Raw genomic sequence first — 19,745 nt, 5'->3', positions numbered from 1 at the left:
TTTATTAAAATAGCCAAATAATAAGTGAGTAGTTTCTAACATCAATTAGCTGCGTTTTCTTCAGCTGCTGGCGTTTCTGGTGCAGCTGGTGGTGCTTCGGTTGCAGCTGGTGTTTCCGGAGTCGCAGGTGCTGGTGTTTCTGCTGGTGCGGTTTCTGATACTGGTGGTGCGGCCTCCGGTTTCGCTGTTTCAGTTTTTGCTTTTTTTTCTGCTTCTATTTTCTGTGCTTCTTCCTCAGCCTCTTTTTCAGCTTCCTCAGCTTCAAGCATTAGCTTTTCAAATTCCTCTACCTCTTGGTCAATTTCATTCAGAAGAATTTGCATTTCTTCACCAGTAAGGTCTTTGTCTGCTTTAACTTCCTCGCGTCTTTTTAGTAACCCAAAGGTAATTAGCTCTCCGTCCTCCATCGCTCTTGCAATGTCAACAGCATCTTCTGCCTCACCTCGACCTAGGTGAATCCAATATTTCAAGTACTCTGCATCTGTTTGAAGGGTTATATTAGATAACACATTTTTCTTTTGTTCTTCGTCTAATCTTTCATTAGTAACCGATGCGTACGCTAACTCATAAAGAACAATGTAGGGCATCCCTTTTACCGAATAAGGTTCTAATAAGGTCACTACCTGACTATAATTTTGTCCTAGAAAGTATTCATGGCTAAGTGTATAGGCTTCGTTCTTTGGCTTTTCATGTACAAAATAAATGATAGTAAAAATGATTGCAGGAAGAATTAGAATGCCAAGTCCGATTGCTAAGTATTTAGTCCACTTCCATTTCTTTCTTGGTAGCTTGATATTGCCCATTTCTACGATTTCAAGCTGTTCCATTTTTTCTGTAATATAGTCCAATAGAGCTTGGCTATCCTTCATACCCATGATGGTAGCTCCAACTTCCTTGAGCTCTAATATTTCGGAGTACTTTAAGTACTCTTCAAAGGTGAATGAATTGTCTATGGCTGCTGCTACCACTGCTTTTGTTTCAAGCCAGAGCCTATCTTCATCTGTTTCATACGGAGGTAAACTTCCTAATACACCATAGTAAAGAAACATTGGATCCAAAGCCTTGCTAAAGATTATATTTTCCGGGCATACTATTAGGTTTAGTCGGGGATAAGGGTGAGAGTAAACCTTTTCTACTAGCTGATAACCTAGCATCCACCTAGATTTTTCTTCTTCTCGATGAATGTCTCTAAAACGCATATGGTCTTTTGGAATCTCGGCTTGAACGATTAATTCGTCGTCAGTAATAACAATCTCCTTAGAGATCTTTGGGTTAACTTCTTTTAGGAAGATTATTTCCTCGGTACGCTTAAAAGCAACTCTTTCCTTTTGAAATACAAAGGTGGTTTTATTGGCTTCCTCATTAATTTCCGCACCCGTACGATTTTTCAAATATGTATATGGTCTATCTTTAAGTTTGGTTTTTGTTTTGCTCATATCTTTCTGTTTAGGGGCCATGTCCATTTCTCCTTCAAATGATTTCAATTCGGTCGCCGGTCGTAATGCCGCATTCAGACATTGTTAAATGCCCAGGGAATAATTTATCCTTGTTTACCACGCGTATCCAATGACCCTCACGCTTTGGGTTGGAAATGGAAGCGGCCTGCCACGCAATATCAATCATCTTTTTCATCGTGTAGTAATCAGATAGTCGGAGGTCAATAACTTTCCCGTTATACTTTGAAAGGTCAACTGTAATTTCTATATACAAAATGTAACACCTCTCCTAAAGAGTGTAAGCTTGCTTAAAATAGTTGAAAATGAAGGAAAAGCGCCTTCCAATATGGAATGACGCTCTATATATTACATCCTGAACAATACTCCAAGTTACCCTCTGATTTGGCTTGCAATTTGTTGATCTGCATCTTGTAGAGCTTGACCAGTGCGGCTTAACTGTACGCTAACTTCACTTAATAGCTCACGCATATCATTGAAATGTGGCTTAAGTCTTTCATATTGTTCAGCAAAGGCTGCACTAGAAGCACCTTCCCACATAGATTGCAATTCACCGATCATACCGTCCAAACGACCGATTTGAGAAGCAACCTCACTTGACTCATGACTGTAACGTGATGCCATTGCATCCAACTCAGCTGGTGTTACGCGAATAATTCCTGACATTTCATACATCTCCCTTTTGTTTAGTATTTTGATGAATTTATAAAATAACTGTGAGAGCTAACTACAAGATGAACTTGCCGTTCCTTCACAGATACTTCCAACACTTTACTTCTTTTACCAAATACATTACAAATATTTTACAGAAAATATTTGTTAATGGATATTTTTTACTTTTAATATACTTCTAACTATTTATTTTACTAAAAAAACCATTTACTATAGCCATATCCCCCTATTTGGTAATCTCTAAACCTATTACCTTATATTTTTTTTAGAGATTAAAAGGAGTTTAAGTCCATTGCCTAATATAATAAATAACATTCTCAAACTAAGTAGTCAAAGCATCCAAAAAAATCAAAAAATAACCTTAGAACTAAACGCTCATAGACTTTTGTCCCGTTAATTTAATATTTTAAATTTAATAATATATTTTTACTCTAGATAATTTATTATCCAAACTAAAATATCAATAATTTATCATTCTTAACATAAACCGATTATTTTGACCCATCTTTTGTAATATTGCATCTGCCAAATATCTTAGTTCGAAGATACTTGAACTCATAATAACTTTCCTCAAAATTTTCTTCCAACTATCGATTCCATTACAAAAACATTACAGAAAATATTAAAAACATCATTATAAATACCATTTTTATTTGTTCAATGCTAAGTTCGATAAGCTTAATATGTTACAGGTGTCTCGTATCTCACAGGTGCCAAGTATGTTACAGGTGCCAGGCACCTGTAACATACTTGCACATAAAAAAACCACAATCCATGGTGGATGTGGTTTTGTATTTTAATACGTATAGAAGCCTCTGCCTGTTTTTCTGCCTAGCTTGCCGGCTCTAACATATTTTCTTAAGAGTGGTGCAACTCGATATTTGGTGTCTCCCGTTTCTTCAAATAATGTCTCTGCTACTGATAAAAGTGTGTCTAACCCGATAAGATCAGCTAGAGCTAGTGGTCCAATTGGTTGGTTTGTTCCTAGCACCATCCCTTTATCTATATCTTCGGCAGAAGCTATACCTTCTCCTAGAACAAAGATTGCTTCATTGATCATTGGAACTAATATACGATTTACGACGAATAACGGAGCATCTAATATAGTAATGCTTTCTTTACCGCTGTCTTCTACTAGTTTTTTTACGATATCATATGTTTCATCACTAGTTTCAGAGCCTTTTATGATTTCTACTAATTTCATGACTGGCACAGGATTAAAGAAATGCATCCCAATGACACGATCAGGTCTCCCAGTTGCGGATCCTATTTCCGTAATACTTAAACCAGAGGTATTGGAAGCTAAAATGGTTTTTGGGTCACAAATTGCATCCAGTTCAGCAAAGACTCTTTTCTTAATATCCCGATTTTCTAATATAGCCTCTATTACTATATCAAGTCCTGCTAGTTTGGTTTTATCAGTAGTGAACGTAATTCTGCTTAGTACCCGCCCAATCTCACTAAACTCTTTATTTTCCTTTTTATAAAGCCTCCATAAATTAGCATCGATTGTAGATGCCGCTGTTCTTAGTATTTCGTTATCAATATCACAAAGCGTGACCTCATGTCCCGCTGAAGCCATTACTTGTGCAATGCCATTTCCCATGGTACCTGCACCTAATACACCAATTTTCATCATGATAACCTCCTAAAAACTCTTAGATGTTCTTTGTAATCCTTATTCCCTCATTATTCTTTTTGACACATATCTAGCTTCAATTATCAGAATATTATCTAATAATAACATTATACTTCCTATTCCATTAGTTATCTAGAGAAACATGTAAATTATGGTTTAAAAGTAAAATTGATTGCTCCAGAGTATAAATAACTACTTAAATAATAGACGAACACTATCCATCAATAAAAATTATGTAAAACGTCTACCACTAATAATCCAATTAAATAGCTCTAAAAAAGACTTCTACTTTTAAAAAAAGTAAAAGTCCTATACTAAATTAATTTACATTCTCTATAATGACGGCAATTCCCTGGCCACCACCAATACAAAGACTTGCGACTCCATATTTTAACCCTCTTCTCTTAAGCTCATATGCTAAAGAAAGGAAGACACGAGTACCACTTGCCCCAACTGGATGACCTAGTGCAATTGCTCCTCCATTGACATTTGTTTTGTCTCTATCTAATCCTAACTCCTTTTCTACCGCTAAATACTGAGAGGCAAAGGCTTCATTTACTTCTATTAAATCTATTTCCTCTAACGTCATTTCTGCACGAGCAAGTGCTTGTTTAATTGCGGGTACGGGACCAATCCCCATAATGGATGGATCAACGCCCGCTATCCCCCACGAGATAATCTTAGCTAAAGGCTTAAGCTCATGCTTCTCCACGGCCTCACCGCTTGCTATAATAACCGAAGCCGCTCCATCATTAATACCACTAGCATTACCCGCCGTCACGGTTCCATTTTGCATAAAGGAAGGCTTAAGGGATGCCAGTTTTTCCTGAGTAACTTCACCCTTAATATGCTCATCCTGATTCACCATTATAGTTCTCTTCCTAGAAGGAACCTCTACAGCTACTATTTCCTCTGCAAATCTTCCCGATTCCTGTGCATGAGCTGCTCGTTTTTGGCTAAGTAAGGCAAACTCGTCCTGCTCTTCTCGAGGTGAGCTATATTGCTCTGCTAGCTTCTCAGCAGTCATCCCCATGCCACTTCCTATATACTCATCCGTTAACGTGCTAAGCACCATATCCTCATACTTCATTGTCCCCATCTTACTACCACCAAATCTAGCAGTAAAATTTGCATAGGGAGACATCGACATATTTTCAGCTCCACCTGCGAGAACAATATTCGCTTCGCCTAACAAGATCATTTGAGCACCAGATACAATTGATTGACAGCCTGAGCCACATAAGCGATTAACATTCATCGCTGGAACCTCTACTGGTATACCTGCCTTCAATCCGATATGACGTGAAAGGAAAGCTGCGTTCGTGCTAGAATGAATGACGTTTCCATATATGACATGATCGATTTGATCCGGCCCGACTCCAGATCGTTCCATTGCCTCTCTTGCTGTTGCTGCACCTAAGTCATCTGCTTTAACTTGGGCAAAGGATCCTCCAAAGCTCGTAAATGCCGTCCTTGCTCCGTCTATTAAATATACTGTTTTCATCCACTATTCCTCCTAACTGTTTCGAAGAGAATTCTTTAAAACCTTTCCACTCGCATTTCTAGGAAGGCTTTCCATAAAGTCGACCTCTACTGGCATTTTAAATTTTGCCAAACGTTTAGAACAAAATGCCAATATTTCTTCCTCCGTTATCTCATTTCCATCTTTTAAAACAACAAACGCCTTAGGCACTTCCCCATACACTGTGTGAGGGACTCCAACAACTGCCGCCTCTAGCAGCTCGGGAATTTGATAGAGAACTTCTTCCACCTCCACGGGATAAACGTTCTCTCCGCCTCGGATAATCATATCCTTCTTTCGATCGACAATATAAAGGAGGCCATCTTCATCAAACCTACCTAAATCTCCGCTATATAACCAACCATTTTGGATTGCCCGATTCGTTTCCTCCTCGTTCTTTAAATAACCTTTCATCACCTGAGGACCCTTCACGACAATTTCTCCTACCTGGCCATGTGGTAACTGATCTCCAAACTCATCAACCACTTGAACTTCTGTCTTCGGTAGTGGTTCTCCTACAGACCCGACCTTATCTAGTGCAAAATGGTCCTTTAAGGTTGTTGCTGCCGGAGAATTCTCTGTTTGACCATAGAGATTTTGAACCTTTACATTTGGGAATAAAGATTTCACCTTTCGAACGAGCTCATAAGGCATTGGAGCTGCACCATAAGTCAATAGCCTCAAACTTGGAAGCTCTATTTGTTTAATCTTTGACGTGTTCAATAAAATACTGTACATCGCAGGTACTCCAAAAAATATAGTAATTTTCTCTTGCTCCATTGTAGTCAACGCCTGCTCCGGAGAAAATGCCTCCTCTATGACAATTGTCCCTCCCGCATAAATTACTGGAATACTAAACACATGACTCGCTGCGCAATGAAATAGCGGTGCAACAATCTGCATTCGATCCCTTTCATTCAAATCCATTGCTTCTCCCCATATTTGTGCGGTCGCATATACATTTTGAGCAGAAAGCATGACCCCTTTTGGCTTCCCAGTTGTGCCAGACGTATAAAAAATGACGCTTGTCTGTTGTTCATTTATAGCGACTTCATTCATTACTAAGCTTGAATCTGCAAATATAGCCTCTAGTGTGTTATCCCCACCAACCTGTATGGTGTGTAAAAACCCTTCAAATGTCTCCGGTATTTCATACAATACAGGTTCCAATCGAACATCATAAACGAGTGTCTTCGCCTCCGAATGCTTGAATATATATTCAATTTCAGGTGCAGCAAGCTTTGTATTAACCGGCATAACAGTAAAACCACCGAGCTGACATGCATAATAACAGATTAAAAAGTAATCCGAGTTATTTAAATATAGGGCTATAACATCCTCTTGTTGATAGCCCTTTGCTTGAAAAAAGCCAGCAAGCCGTTTTGCTTTTTCATAAAATGCGGAATAAGTAATCTCTCTTCCATTGAATTGCGTAATAATGTGATTAGGTCGCTCTTTTACATGTGATGCCAATTGTTCAGTAATTAACATAATAACCAATCTCCTTTTTAATTGATTAAGCTCACTTCATTACCTTCAATAAATAATCACTATAAATTTGTTGCAATTCTGCTAGAGATTTATCTCCAGCCTTCTTATACCATTGCTGAATCCAATTTAGAGCACCCAATAGCATCATTCGCACAATTTTAGGTTCATTAATATTGAAATCTCCACATTCTATACCAGCAAGAATTACTCGGTCGAACCAGCCCTCATACTCATTTCTTTTCTTTAAGATGGGATGAAGGTGATCCGTTGAAAATGTTTCATCCGGCTTAATGATCATGTTAAAGGATTCCTTTTCCTTTACTGCATATTTCACATGAATAGCAATCATTTGGCGAAGTCTTACTTCATTGGAAACGTTGGAATGAAAAGCCTCGCGAAGCTCGTCAATTGCCTGCTCAAGTACAAGCTCATGACATCGGAAGATCAAATCCTCCTTATTCCTAAAATAATAGTAGAGTGACCCCTTCGTCATTTGAAGCTCTGCTGCGATTTCTTCCATCGTCGCTCGCTGATGTCCCTTTTCATTCATGATCTTCACTGCAGAAAGTATAATTTCCTCTTTCTTTTTCGTAATTTTATTTGGTGAGATTGCCAAAAGGATTACCTCCTTGCGCATTTACAACTCTAGCTTTTTAGCAATAATCGTCTTCATAATCTCAGTGGTACCTGCGTAAATACTTGCTACGGGAATGTCCCGATATCTTCTAGCAATCTCGTACTCTTCCATATACCCGTAGCCCCCATGCAAATGTAAGCATTCCGCAGCCACTCGCTTTGCCATTTCACTAATCCACCATTTGGCCATCGCCACTTCCTTCACTAAATCCTCTCCAGCGATGTGACGAGCAGTTAATGAGTTAATATAAGTTCTCCCGATATCAATTTCCGTTGCCATTTCAGCTATTTTAAACTGGGTATTTTGAAACTTACTGATGGACTGACCAAATGCTTTTCTATTCTTTATGTAATCTAGTGTGATTCGAAGCATTTCCTCCGCTTCTACCTGACATTGAATAGCTACAATCAGCCGTTCCTGCTGAAGGTTTTGCATTAAATAATAAAAACCTTTGCCTTCCTCCCCTAATAAATTATCTACTGGGACTCGAACGTCCTCAAATATCAACTCACCAGTATCACCACTATGAATACCAATTTTATCGAGCTTCTTCCCATGCTTGAACCCTTCCATGCCTTTTTCCACGACAAGCAAGCTGATGCCTCGATGCGCGGGCTGTGCGGTAGGGTCCGTCTTACAAACGATAATTGCAAAGTCAGCAATCGTCCCATTCGTTATAAACGTCTTTTCTCCATTTAAAATATAATAATCTCCATCGCGACGAGCTGTTGTTTTAATACCCGCCAAATCAGATCCTGCACCCGGTTCCGTCATACCTATAGCATTGATAAGCTCCCCAGTAACGCAACGTGGCAGCCACCTTTGCTTTTGTTCCTCTGTTCCAAGCTCCGCAATGTAAGGGCTTACAATATCCGAGTGAAGACACATACCACTTGCCAACCCTTGACCAACACGCTCTAGCTCCTCCGTTAAAACCATGGAATACGAGAAATCTAACCCTAAACCACCATAAGCCTCATCAACCCATGGACACAAAAAGCCATTCTCCCCCATCTTCAGCCAAAACGAACGAGGAATTTCTCGCTTCGTCTCCCACTCCTCATAAAAAGGATATGCCTCCTTATCAAGCATTCTCCTTAAAGACTTCCGAAATAGCTCATGCTCCTCTGTCAAAAACGCAGCCTTCACCAACATCCCCTCCTTACTTAATTCAGAAAATTGTTACTATTAACAATTATACAATCCAAACAAACAAAATAAAACTAAAAATTGAACGCCGTTTAAATTTTTTAAAATTACAGAAAGATTGCAGGTGCCTGGCACCTGCAATCTTTCTGTAATCAATTCTCTTACCTTAGTGACGTAAAAACACCCTAGCAACTTGCAAGCTAGGGTGTCTGTGTATTATTTATTTCTGTTATCGTCGTCATTTGAAGGAAGATCATCATATGGATGTAAATCATCTGTTGACGGGATGTTATATCCAGTGCTCGGTGAATCCTCTTCATGAGCTGCATCCATAGGGTTTTCTGTAGGAGTATCTACCCCATTTTGTGGTTCGAAGTCTCCGACTGGTTTAACCTCATCGATATGTGGCCCTTTTCCTCTTCTTAAACTTTTTTCTGCTTCTGAAGAATCACGAAAATTTTCTTTAAATGATTCTTTCATTCCCTTAGCTTCCGCTTTATATCTTTCCTTTGAAACGTCTGCGTCCTCAATGCTTTTTTCCATTTTACTTAAATAACGAGCTGCGTGCTCACGTCCACCTAAACCAAACGCTAGACCGAACGCTAAAGCAACTCCACCTAAGATTAGGATAAATGCAGAGTTAATGATGGCTGCTGCAATACCTAACTGACTTAATGCCATGAAAAATGCAAAGGCTAAGATAGCGTACTTAGCAACGTAACGTAGGAAATGCGGAGTACCTGATGAATGCTTCATAACGCTTCCTACTAATTTCTCTACTAAACTTGCTAACCAGAATCCTACTGCCAATATAACAACTGCCGCAAGGACATGTGGTAAATAAGCAAATATCGCTGTTCCAAGAGTAACCATAAACTCTAGTTCTAACACTTGTAGAGCTTCCACTACAAACAATAAAATAATAAACACTTGAACGATAGTACCAATTATTGCTGCAAAGGAAGGCGCGGATCCTCCAGTGGAAGCGAAGCCCATTTTACCAAATATCGAGTTGATGCCAAGGTTCTGTAGTAAAGTAACAACCACATCTTTAACCCACTTAGCAACAACAATACCTACAAGCACTAATACTATTGCTACGAAAATCTTAGGCAGCATTGCTAGAATATTATTTAACATTGCAATTGCTGGTTGTGAAATGCCTTGTAAATCTAAAATTTCCAATGCAGTAATGGAAACCGGAATAATGATTAATACAAATACAACGATTCCTACAATCTTAGAAAGACTCGTACCTTCGATAAAACTAGAAAGCTTCATTTTATCTGCAAGCTTATCTGCTCCTGCAGCCTGTAGAAACTTCTCTACTAATGTACGCACAAGCTTAGCTACAAACCAACCAATTGCAAACACGATTGCAGCTGATACTAGCTTAGGTATGAAATTAAAGAAGCTAGCAAGCATACCTTCCAAAGGTCCACTTAATCCATCAATTCCAAGCGCGTTTAGTACTGCCGGAATGAACAAAAGAAAGATTAAATAATATGCCACATTTGCAGCAGTATCTGTCCATTTAACTTGGTCTACCTTGGAAGGGTCTCCCCCGGTTTTCATAATGTATTTATTTAGACTAAATCTATTTCCAGTCATCTTAATAACTTTTTTAACAAGCGTAGCTAGAACCCATGCAAACAATAAGATGAGACCAGCTTTCAAAATGTTTAGCACACCACCTGTAATCCCTGAATACATAGAGACAAATGGAGATACTAAATTACCCATATTTAAAATAGAAAAGAACAGGATAAATGCAAAGATCAATACAATAAAGAAAACTACCTTACTAAGAATTTTCTCTACTGACCACTCACCCTTAATATTGCCAAGTCTTTCATTGACACGGTACTTCCTTAAAAGCTTAAAGGTAGCATTTTCTAGTAGCTTAGCTACAAAAAAACCTATTAATAAGACCAATAATGCTAATAAAAGCTCTGGTAAAAAGTGAAGGGTGTTCCTCCAATATAATTCATCAAACATTCCATGTCCTCCTTTGTTTTATAAATGTTCCCAACCTCCATCTACCCCTCCTACGATTCTTCTAAACTAAAGAATTTATCAAAAGGGGAATATTCAGCCTGACACATGCAAATCAAATATCCTATATACTTCCTATTTTTAGGCCCTTTGATTTACGAAATTTCACTTGCACTTTTACTAATAAAAGAAAAAATAGCTATTCTAATCATCATTAAGCTCGCGAAGATTCAATTTCGCTCGCTATGCGCTATTTTATTTGAGAAATTCCTTTGTACTTTTTTCTACAATCCTATTTTTGGCATAAATAAAAACTGTAGTAGCTCTATGCCACCACAGCTCTATGAAAGAAGCTAAAGTTATATTGCGACTTACTTATTATTTATACTTTCTATCGCTTGCTTTACACTACCAAAGGTTTGGAAGGAACTAAAATCGATTCCTGCCTGGACGATAACCATGGAAAGATTAGGTCGGATACCGGTGAACAACACATGAATGCCAAGCAGCTCTAATACATTATGAATGGTGAAAATATGCTGAGCAATTTCCTCGTCAATTGTTAGAATACCTGAAAAATCAATGATTAAAAAATCAATGTCCATGTCAGGAATGGTAGGCAATACATAGGTCAACAAATGCTGTACTCTAATATAATCTATAGACCCAACAAGAGGAAGAACTGCTACTCCATGTTGAATTGGTACGATCGGAGCGCTCAAATCGTTGATTGCTCTTTGATGCTCTATAATCATTTGCTCCCTATGGTCCTCATAGACATGCATTTTATTAACCATCCATACATCAAACAAGTAACTAATTTGACTGTTGATGCTTACAATGCTTTCTGAGGTTACATGTAACGACAAACAAATTTCATTCAGATATTCTAAAAAAATAGTTCTACTTTTAACAGTAGTCGCGATATGGGTAGAAAAGCTTGAAAAATTAGCGATTTCATCACTTCGTACTTCATTGATCCAATGAGCTAATTCCTCTTCAGCGATATTTTTAGGTTTATTAAGCGCTGCTCCTAAAATAGATATAAGTTCTTGATTTCTTTTTTTCGTTGTTATATATGATTCAATATTTATATTTTCATCCATGCTTTGTGCTTCCGCAACAACACGTTTGGTTAGCTCTTCTCCAATTGTTTCTGCATTTTTTACAAGGTACTCACTCACAGTTAAAATTTCATTCATTTATTTACACACCTTTTAAGAAGATTTCGTGGCGATTGCTAGCTCTGTTCGATTGATCTGATGATGAGATGCATTCCAAACAGCTTTCCCGTCTCCGACTAAAAAGACCTGTGGTGACTCATGCTTAACGCCCAAGTCACTCTCCATTTCATTTGAAACCGATCTGCTCTCCCTCACCTTAACTAAATACTTCTCTAATGGCGTGTCAAATGATTCAAATTCTCGAAAAGCCCTCGCACTAATTGGGCAAGTAGTACTGTGTTTTAAAACTAAAATCTTCTGGGCATCAGAAAGCTTTAATACATCTTTCCATTCATCAACACTCGTAATTTCCTTATAACCCTTCACAAAAATCACCCTACCCTTTCATCATTCTCCATACCCTATACGCTACCCATTAAACCAATATTACACATCAACATCATTATTATCATATTACAGGTGCCTGGCACCTGTAATAATGATGATGATCTATTGGTTCCATCCTAGCTACTAAAAGTAGTATTATCCCACTTTTAGGAAAATATTTGTTTAACGTATATTATATTTGGATATTAAAAGAGTAAGTACAAGAACATCAAGGAAGGAGCAACATGATGATAAATAAAAAAAGAGCGTTAATAATTACATCCATTCTTTCAACTACATTCTTATTAGGAGCTTGCAATGATAACAACGATGAGAATGATGAAAATGTATTGAAATCCGACGTAGTTGAGCCAAACCCAGTTGATGATTCTGCACAAGTTGTTACTAATCCTGAAACAGACTATGGCTTCCAGGAATTCACTTTAATTATCGATACTCCAGACAACGAAGATGCTGTCATTGTAGAGTATAAATTGGACTCATCTTCAGCAGTTTATAAAAATATGCATACTGCTGTAAACGCAGAAGGTGAAGGAGCAGCTGAAACACTTGATCCTATCTTTAAAGACCTAAATTTAACGAAAGAAATGAATACGGAGGATGTAGTAGAAGAGGTTTCCAAAGCATTTGAAGTAGAAGACTTCACTGCGTTTAACCTAGACATCCAATATGATGATGGTGAAACAAAAAATTACGCAGTCAACTAAAACACTAAAGGCCAAAGCGATTTAACTAATCGCTATGGCCTTTTTTATTTCCTCTGAAATGTTACAGGTGCCAGGCACCTGTAACATTTCAGACACCACTAACATTTTAGACATTAGTAACATCTCATCCACACTTGTCCCACGTTATCGGTCTTCAAGTCTGGCGCAAAGTATTCCAAACACTGTACCTAGTGCTGCTCCAGCTAGTACTTCTACTGGTTGGTGGCCTAGTAATTCCTTTAGTTCCTCTTCTCTTTTTACAACCTCAAAGCTAGGGAAATTACCAGATAGAGCTACAACGTTTTCTTCTAAATCGTTCACTAGCTGAGCGATTTCTCCAGTATGGCGTCTAATACCTTGTGCATCGTACATAACAATTGCTCCAAACACAACTGCTAATGCTGTTTCCGTGTGGCGTGTGCCTCTGTTTGCTGCTACATATGAAGCTAGAGCTGCTACACCTGCTGAATGAGAGCTTGGCATTCCACCAGTTGTAAATGCTTGTTTTAAATCCCATTCGCCAGTTATTTTTTTATGGGTAAACACCTTTAATCCTTGAGCCAATCCAATTGCTGATAACGCCGTTATAATCCCTTTATTCATCTTCGCCATCTTCTACCTCCATTGTTCTATGTATTTTGTCCAATTAAATATACCTTATTAAAATACCCAATAACTAGCATAATAACCTTACTTTCTTTAAGTAACCAACACTTCTTACATTAACGAAGCTTCCCTATTCTAATAAAATCGTGCCTTTACCTCCAAATAATAAAAAATCTCTTTAAGACCACGTGGCCCTAAAGAGATTCTTTCATTCAAATTATATTATAGTTCCTCTTCCTCTACTGCGTCAGGTGCATCCGGTGCCGCGAAAACCACTTGCAAGCCTACCTCTAAGCGTTGGGCTGGAGTGCTGTTAGACACTTCAATTGGCAGCTTAAAGAACTGGCTAGTTAACGAAACGGTTCCAGGCTTTTTGTAGCTAGTGAACTGGAATGGACGCACATCCCATGTAATCGCTACTGTATGCACTTCCCCATCCGAATCAATAATAGTTGTTTGCTTCGGCAATTGAGCTAGGAAATCATCATACGTAATATCTGCAGGAACGGTTAAAGTCTCTAATGGACTAATGGTTTCGAGAGTTACCTCAGACGATACAACAATTTTCACATATGCAGTTTTCCCTTTCGTAATCACCAATGGATTAGTATCTGCGTTGTAAATTGTTTCTTTATAGGCTTCCCCAAGCTCAATATGACTTACACTCATCGAATCCGATGTATCAAAATGAATAGTATAAGAACCTTCAGGAATATCCTTCATTTGATACACATGTTTTTGATTACTCGGTGTAGTGCCTACTTGATACACTTTATTTGTCTTTTTGTTTTTCAAGCTAAAATTACTAATGTTTGTAAAATCAATTTTATTCATAGAGGATGTACTATCTTTGTATAAGCTAATATGCGAGTTGCTTTTTTCTGGCTCTGGAAATATGACTTGAATAGTCATTTCCAGACGTTGTGCTGGCGTACTATTAGATACCTCTAAAGGTAAATTAAAGAATTCACTAGATAAAGTTCTAGTTCCTGGCTTCGTGTAATTTTCAAACTGGAATGGGCGCACATCCCATTTCAATGGAACGGTGTGCTCCTGTCCTCTTGAATCTACAATTTTACCTTGCTTTGGTAGTGCAGCTACAAAATCATCATAAGAAATATCGTAAGGTACTGTTAGATTTTCCAACGGTTTAATTTCCTGTAAAGTGATTTCCGACTTTAAAATGATTTTCACATAGGTTGTTTTATCCTTCGTAATGACTAGAGGATTACTAGCAGGATCATAAATCGTTTCCTTATATGAATCCCCAAGTTGAATGCTATGGACTTGGAACACGTCTGGTGCGTTAAACTCGATCGTATAAGTTCCTGTCGGAAGATCCTTCATCTGATACACATTCTTTTGGTTGTTCGGTGTAGTTCCTACGTTATAAATTTTGTTCGTTTCTTTATTTTTTAAAGCAAAATTCGAAATGGTCGTAAAGTCAATCTTAGATGAGGTACTGTCCTTGAATAAGCTAATTTGTGAAAGTCCTTTGTCCAAATTGACTTTAGCTTTAACCGTAAGCTCTATAGAATGCTCTACCTTTGTTCCGTCTGTTCTTGTAAGTAGCATTACCACTGTCCCTGACTTATCCGATTGCCCAATTTCAGGCTGTACAATTTTCCCATCTACAACCATTCCTTCAGGTGTAGACAATAAAGTCACCGTATAATCCTCGCCAATTAAAGCAGAAATTTTATTAACTAAAATATCTCCTTCGACTAGTTCTCCAATTGCTGACGGTGTAATTTTTGCAGCCTCTTGTTCAGCAGCTTTTAAATCAGCTGCTTCTATCGTCAGCTTAGCAGAATTAGTAACCAATGCCTTCTGCTTGTCCGTTAGTTTATTATATTCAGTTAGTGCAACGGTAACTGCTTGCTTATACTGTTTTGCACTAGACTCTTTATTAATTTGATCGATTAGCTCTACAACTTTTGCAGCGATTTTCTTATCTTCCTTAGCTGCTTTTAATGCCATTAAAGCATTCTCTGCATCCACTAATCTAGTTATATCTACTAGCTTCTTCTGTTTTGCTGTTAGCTTTTCATAAGTGGCACGAACCACCTTGATCACTTTTTCATCACTTTCCTCCACCTTTGAAGCGGGCGGCACTACATAAAGCATCGCCATAAATAATTTTGCAACAGTTTGATCAATGATTGAACTTAAAAAAGGAGATTTAATAGAAGTCTTTTTCGCATTTTCTATTTGGATCTGAGCCTTTTCAACCGTTTCAAGTGGAGATGCATAAGCTGCCCCCACAAACGAATTCGAAAGAAGTGATATTACTAACACGATTGCCACAACTAATTTTTTCATAAGCTTCCGATTCCCCCTATTTTTATATAAATCTTTTTAAAATATTTTGCTGCTAAACCATTTCATTCAGCCGCAATATTTTCCAAAGATATACATATTATTTTCAATTCTATCTATCAGTCTATTTAATTTCAAGAAAATTTAGTTTATTGAATATCAGTTTATGATTCTATAGTCCTTCTATTTTATTTGCTAATTCTACAAGAAATAACAAATTATTATTTTATAAGTCATATTTTTAATTTTTTAATTTTAAAAATAGTTAACATTATTTGTATTTCTTAAATTTTATTCCATAAAAAGGGTTAATAAGATTCGAACGTCCTCATACTGATATCAGTTAACTAAAGAAAGGAAGCTGGTCTTATGGACACAAAAATTAAAAGTAAAGCTACAGAACAAAATAGATGGCATTACACAGCCATACTTCTTTTATTGTTAGCTATTTGTGATAGCTTTATCACCCACTTTGGTTTAAGCAACGGATATATAGAAGAAGCCAATCCACTGATGCGTTATATGTATGAAACGAGCATCCTTGGTTTTTTTTCGATTAAAATTATCTTACCGATTTTATTCATATTGATAATTACAAAATTAAAGCCAAATGCCTTTTTACAGTTACTTATAGCGGGAGCACTATTCCTATATGCCTTCGTCTTGTTCAAGCATATTTATTGGATATATGTACTCTTCATTGCTTAAAAAAATCCAGCAACTACCTAGCTGCTGGATTTAACTTATAGCGAGTTTTCTCTTCCCTTTCCCATTTTTGTAACAAAGGAAAAGGATCATATGCCCATTCTGTGCGACCATTGTATTTATACATTCCATAATGAAGATGTGGAGCAAACTTACCAGCAGTCCCTTTTTTTCCATATCCAGAGCTGCCTACATAACCAATGACTGTCCCAGGTTCAACAATTTTCCCTTCCTCGATTCCTTTAGCAAATCCTGAAAGATGAGCATAATAATGATAAGTATTGTTCACGTCTCTAATACCAATTCGCCAGCCACCGTAGTCATTCCAGCCCTTGGTTTCCACTATACCGTATGTTGCCGATTTTACTGGAACACCGCTATAGGCAAAAAGATCAGTGCCCTCATGCATTCGTCGTCCACCCCAGCCGCGCTTATCTCCCCAAGTACTGCGATAACTATAATTGTGGCTGATGGCAAGCACAAACGCCCGCTTATCCAGATTTAATACCTCATAGGTCTTATAAATCTTTGCATTTGTCAATATTTGTTTCACCGTTAGATCTTTGTCATAATATCGCTTTAAAGCCTTTTCAAAATCCTTCTCTGAATGAACTTGGGGGCTTAAATATTGGACAAGCGTGAACATGACATCCTCATCATTTTGGCGATCCGCAATTCCATCATTATCGCCATCTCTTCCTTGACCCTCAAAATAAGAAATGGTTGTCAGATTAGTGTCGTCTCCAAGCGGATTAAGCGGCCCTACCCAAAAATCATCCGTAAATTGTACGGCAACAACACCATCTCGCTCAGGCAGATCTTTCCTTACCTCCTGTATATTCCGCTCATATTGGTCCACTGCAGCCAAATAATACCATGGTAACGTATCCGTGGAGTACTTTATATAGTATTCCATCCGCTTATCTAGAATTTGCTCGCGCGTAAGCTCTTCGGCAGCCGAAGCCTCGGAGGCAAAAAATAGACATAGAAAGCCGACAGACATTATTTTAATAAGCAAGCGCATGAATGTTTTACCTCCTTTTTAATTCTTTCATTAGTTTTCCCAAACGAATCAAAATCATGAATGAGATTTAAGCTTTTGAGCAAAATAAAAACGACCGCCTATTGAAAAGACAGTCGTTTACTTGAATTTTTACATGCTTCAATAAATCCTTTAAATATCGCCTCGGATGAATCATCTCCAGTTGTGACTAAGCATTCTGGATGCCATTGAATACCAATAACAAAGGAATGATGTTGACTTTCAAATGCTTCAATAACTCCGTCGCTTGCAATACCCGAAATTTGATAGCCCTGTGGAATTTTACGCACCGCCTGATGATGAAAGCTATTTACTTTAATGCGGTCCTTTCCAATAATATGCTTTAACACAGTTCCTTCTCCGAGTTGCACAAAATGAGAAGCATGAGTACGTGGAGCTTTTTGATCATGCTGAAGTAAGGTTGTTTCGATTTGACCATAAATATCCTGATACATATCTCCACCAGCTGCAATACTCATAATCTGAGCACCTCGGCATAGACCTAAAATTGGTTTATTTTGCTCCAGCATTTTTTTAATAAGCTCAATTTCAAATTCATCTCGTTCTGGGACAATACTTCCGAGACTTCTATGTGGTTCTTCGCCGAAAAGTGTCGGGTCAATATCTCCTCCACCTGTTAAAAGTAAACCATCTATTAAGTTTGCAATAGAATCTATCAATTCAGTCTCCATATTCGGCAATACGATTGGAACACCTCCAAATCTTGTTACCGCGTGAATGTTATCTGTAGGGACGGAAAGTACAAGCTCCGTTAAATTAGATGAAACACCGATAATTGGTTTCATAGAAACCTCCTTAATATTTTCCTGTATTATACAATTAATTTTGAATTTAGTAAATAATATGAAATTTTAATTTTATTGGATTGCTCGCATATTTAAGAAGTTTTGGTAAGCGAACCCTTTCACCTCATCCTCTGAAAAGCTTTTTAATAGCTCATTGATCAAGACTGGAAAATCGGAGGAATTATGAAGGCCATTTGTGTAAAAGTCCATTCCATCAAAATCAGACCCAAGCCCAATTTGCTTTACGCCGCCTAAAGAACACAGATGATCTATATGCTTAATAAGCTCTGGAATTTCAGCAGTCTGGTTCCCGTTAATAAAAGGAGGATAAAAAACTACATGGATATGCCCACCACGTGCAAACATCGCTTTAACTTGGTCATCATTCAAATTTCTTGGGTGCTCACATATGGCAGCAGAATTGGAATGCGAAGCAAAAGGATACTCAGCAAGATTCATCACATCCCAAAATCCTTTCTCACTTAAATGAGAGACATCTGTCAAAACACCATACTCATTATTTAAAAGCACTACCTCCTTACCAAAAAGCGTAAGCCCTCCACCTCTCGGCTCACCTGCTCCGTCTGCACATAAATTAGCATTATTCCATGTTAGCCCTATAGATAGCACACCTAACCTGTAAAGCTGACGAAGCTTCATCAAATCATTTCCAAATGCATCAGCACCCTCCAATGCTAAAATCGCTCCAATTTCTCCATCCTTTAAACTTTTTAAATCCTCCCATTTCTTTATATGCTTCATTCTCGGATTTTTTCCCAACACCTCTGTATAAAACAAGTCTATTTGCTCCAAGGCATATAACCATTTCTGGTCATCCGGCACATTCGGAAATATAAAAACTGCAAAAAACTGCACAAGAACATCGCCCTCTATCAACCGCACCATATTCGTTTCCAACTCCGGTGCATCAGCAAAGCTTAAAGGATTTACCTTGTATATTCTTCCTTGCTTAGCTAGCTGTAGCTTCAAAAGCGCATCACAATGCGTATCTACTATTTTCAATTAATTTTCACTCCTTCTTATCGTCATCACGTTGGTCTGTTTCTAATTGGGAAGATAAACCTTGCTAGTGTTTGGCCCAATTGTCGGTTCATTTAGCTAATCGGTCGGTTTTGTGCCATAATCGGTCGGTTCTTCCACATAATCGGTCGGTCGCCCTGAATTATCGGTCGGTTTTGCCACATAATCGGTCGGTTACCCCGAATAATCGGTCGGTTTTGCCATATAATCGGTCGGTCACCCCGAATAATCGGTCGGTTCTTCCATATAATCGGTCGGTCACCCCGAATTATCGGTCGGTTCTTTCATATAATCGGTCGGTCACCCCGAATTATCGGTCGGTTCTTCCACATAATCGGTCGGTCGCCCTGAATTATCGGTCGGTTTTGCCACATAATCGGTCGGTTACC

Annotated in this window: 18 protein-coding genes; 2 read left to right on the top strand and 16 right to left on the bottom strand. The window is 38.1% G+C overall.

Features of this window, described 5'->3' with window-relative positions; translation table 11 throughout:
• Positions 1-41: 41 nt before the first annotated feature.
• From essB to ytxJ, 11 genes are all read right to left on the bottom strand, one after another.
• Complete coding sequence (gene essB, locus HF876_RS03830; RefSeq protein ID WP_169358739.1) at positions 42-1,457, bottom strand: type VII secretion protein EssB; 1,416 nt, start codon at positions 1,455-1,457, stop codon at positions 42-44.
• 13 nt (positions 1,458-1,470) lie between these two features.
• Positions 1,471-1,710 (bottom strand): ESX secretion system protein YukD, encoded by a 240-nt coding sequence (gene yukD, locus HF876_RS03825; RefSeq protein ID WP_169358738.1) that lies wholly within the window; start codon positions 1,708-1,710, stop codon positions 1,471-1,473.
• Positions 1,711-1,826: 116 nt separating this feature from the next.
• Positions 1,827-2,120 carry a WXG100 family type VII secretion target gene (locus HF876_RS03820; protein ID WP_169358737.1) on the bottom strand — a complete coding sequence of 98 codons (294 nt, stop codon included), beginning with the start codon at positions 2,118-2,120 and terminating at the stop codon, positions 1,827-1,829.
• A gap of 802 nt (positions 2,121-2,922) precedes the next feature.
• Positions 2,923-3,762 carry a 3-hydroxybutyryl-CoA dehydrogenase gene (locus tag HF876_RS03815; RefSeq protein ID WP_205964004.1) on the bottom strand — a complete coding sequence of 280 codons (840 nt, stop codon included), beginning with the start codon at positions 3,760-3,762 and terminating at the stop codon, positions 2,923-2,925.
• A gap of 322 nt (positions 3,763-4,084) precedes the next feature.
• Positions 4,085-5,269: an acetyl-CoA C-acetyltransferase gene (locus HF876_RS03810; protein ID WP_169358735.1), complete on the bottom strand. Its 1,185-nt coding sequence runs from the start codon at positions 5,267-5,269 to the stop codon at positions 4,085-4,087.
• A gap of 12 nt (positions 5,270-5,281) precedes the next feature.
• Positions 5,282-6,778: a class I adenylate-forming enzyme family protein gene (locus HF876_RS03805; RefSeq protein WP_169358734.1), complete on the bottom strand. Its 1,497-nt coding sequence runs from the start codon at positions 6,776-6,778 to the stop codon at positions 5,282-5,284.
• 31 nt (positions 6,779-6,809) lie between these two features.
• Positions 6,810-7,394 carry a TetR/AcrR family transcriptional regulator gene (locus HF876_RS03800; RefSeq protein WP_240949610.1) on the bottom strand — a complete coding sequence of 195 codons (585 nt, stop codon included), beginning with the start codon at positions 7,392-7,394 and terminating at the stop codon, positions 6,810-6,812.
• 21 nt (positions 7,395-7,415) lie between these two features.
• A complete protein-coding gene (locus HF876_RS03795) occupies positions 7,416-8,570 on the bottom strand; it encodes an acyl-CoA dehydrogenase family protein (protein ID WP_169358732.1) in 1,155 nt (384 codons plus the stop codon).
• A gap of 210 nt (positions 8,571-8,780) precedes the next feature.
• On the bottom strand, positions 8,781-10,562 hold the full coding sequence (locus HF876_RS03790) for a mechanosensitive ion channel (protein WP_169358731.1): 1,782 nt from the start codon (positions 10,560-10,562) through the stop codon (positions 8,781-8,783).
• Positions 10,563-10,930: 368 nt separating this feature from the next.
• Positions 10,931-11,761 (bottom strand): STAS domain-containing protein, encoded by an 831-nt coding sequence (locus tag HF876_RS03785; protein ID WP_169358730.1) that lies wholly within the window; start codon positions 11,759-11,761, stop codon positions 10,931-10,933.
• Between the two features lie 15 nt (positions 11,762-11,776).
• Entirely contained in the window at positions 11,777-12,109 is a 333-nt protein-coding gene (gene ytxJ, locus HF876_RS03780; RefSeq protein WP_169358729.1) for a bacillithiol system redox-active protein YtxJ, read from the bottom strand.
• A gap of 245 nt (positions 12,110-12,354) precedes the next feature.
• Between ytxJ and HF876_RS03775 the strand changes: the two genes are divergently transcribed.
• Positions 12,355-12,837 (top strand): YusW family protein, encoded by a 483-nt coding sequence (locus HF876_RS03775; protein WP_169358728.1) that lies wholly within the window; start codon positions 12,355-12,357, stop codon positions 12,835-12,837.
• Positions 12,838-12,981: 144 nt separating this feature from the next.
• Here HF876_RS03775 and HF876_RS03770 read toward each other — a convergent pair whose 3' ends face one another.
• Both HF876_RS03770 and HF876_RS03765 read right to left on the bottom strand, forming a co-directional pair.
• Positions 12,982-13,449: a divergent PAP2 family protein gene (locus HF876_RS03770; RefSeq protein WP_169358727.1), complete on the bottom strand. Its 468-nt coding sequence runs from the start codon at positions 13,447-13,449 to the stop codon at positions 12,982-12,984.
• A gap of 216 nt (positions 13,450-13,665) precedes the next feature.
• Positions 13,666-15,765 carry a hypothetical protein gene (locus HF876_RS03765; RefSeq protein ID WP_169358726.1) on the bottom strand — a complete coding sequence of 700 codons (2,100 nt, stop codon included), beginning with the start codon at positions 15,763-15,765 and terminating at the stop codon, positions 13,666-13,668.
• A gap of 366 nt (positions 15,766-16,131) precedes the next feature.
• Here HF876_RS03765 and HF876_RS03760 point away from each other — a divergent pair, with 366 nt between their 5' ends.
• A complete protein-coding gene (locus HF876_RS03760; RefSeq protein ID WP_169358725.1) occupies positions 16,132-16,470 on the top strand; it encodes a DUF5658 family protein in 339 nt (112 codons plus the stop codon).
• 13 nt (positions 16,471-16,483) lie between these two features.
• Here the strand turns inward: HF876_RS03760 and HF876_RS03755 are convergent, their stop codons facing one another.
• From HF876_RS03755 to HF876_RS03745, 3 genes are all read right to left on the bottom strand, one after another.
• Positions 16,484-17,491 (bottom strand): M23 family metallopeptidase, encoded by a 1,008-nt coding sequence (locus HF876_RS03755; protein ID WP_169358724.1) that lies wholly within the window; start codon positions 17,489-17,491, stop codon positions 16,484-16,486.
• Positions 17,492-17,589: 98 nt separating this feature from the next.
• Positions 17,590-18,315: a gamma-glutamyl-gamma-aminobutyrate hydrolase family protein gene (locus HF876_RS03750; protein WP_169358723.1), complete on the bottom strand. Its 726-nt coding sequence runs from the start codon at positions 18,313-18,315 to the stop codon at positions 17,590-17,592.
• Between the two features lie 72 nt (positions 18,316-18,387).
• Positions 18,388-19,338 carry a dipeptidase gene (locus HF876_RS03745; RefSeq protein WP_169358722.1) on the bottom strand — a complete coding sequence of 317 codons (951 nt, stop codon included), beginning with the start codon at positions 19,336-19,338 and terminating at the stop codon, positions 18,388-18,390.
• Positions 19,339-19,745 lie beyond the last annotated feature (407 nt).

Source organism: Psychrobacillus sp. BL-248-WT-3 (assembly GCF_012843435.1).
Lineage (GTDB): Bacteria > Bacillota > Bacilli > Bacillales_A > Planococcaceae > Psychrobacillus.
The sequence above is the reverse complement of the archived record's forward strand: the minus strand, read 5'-3'. Positions and strand labels throughout refer to the sequence as shown.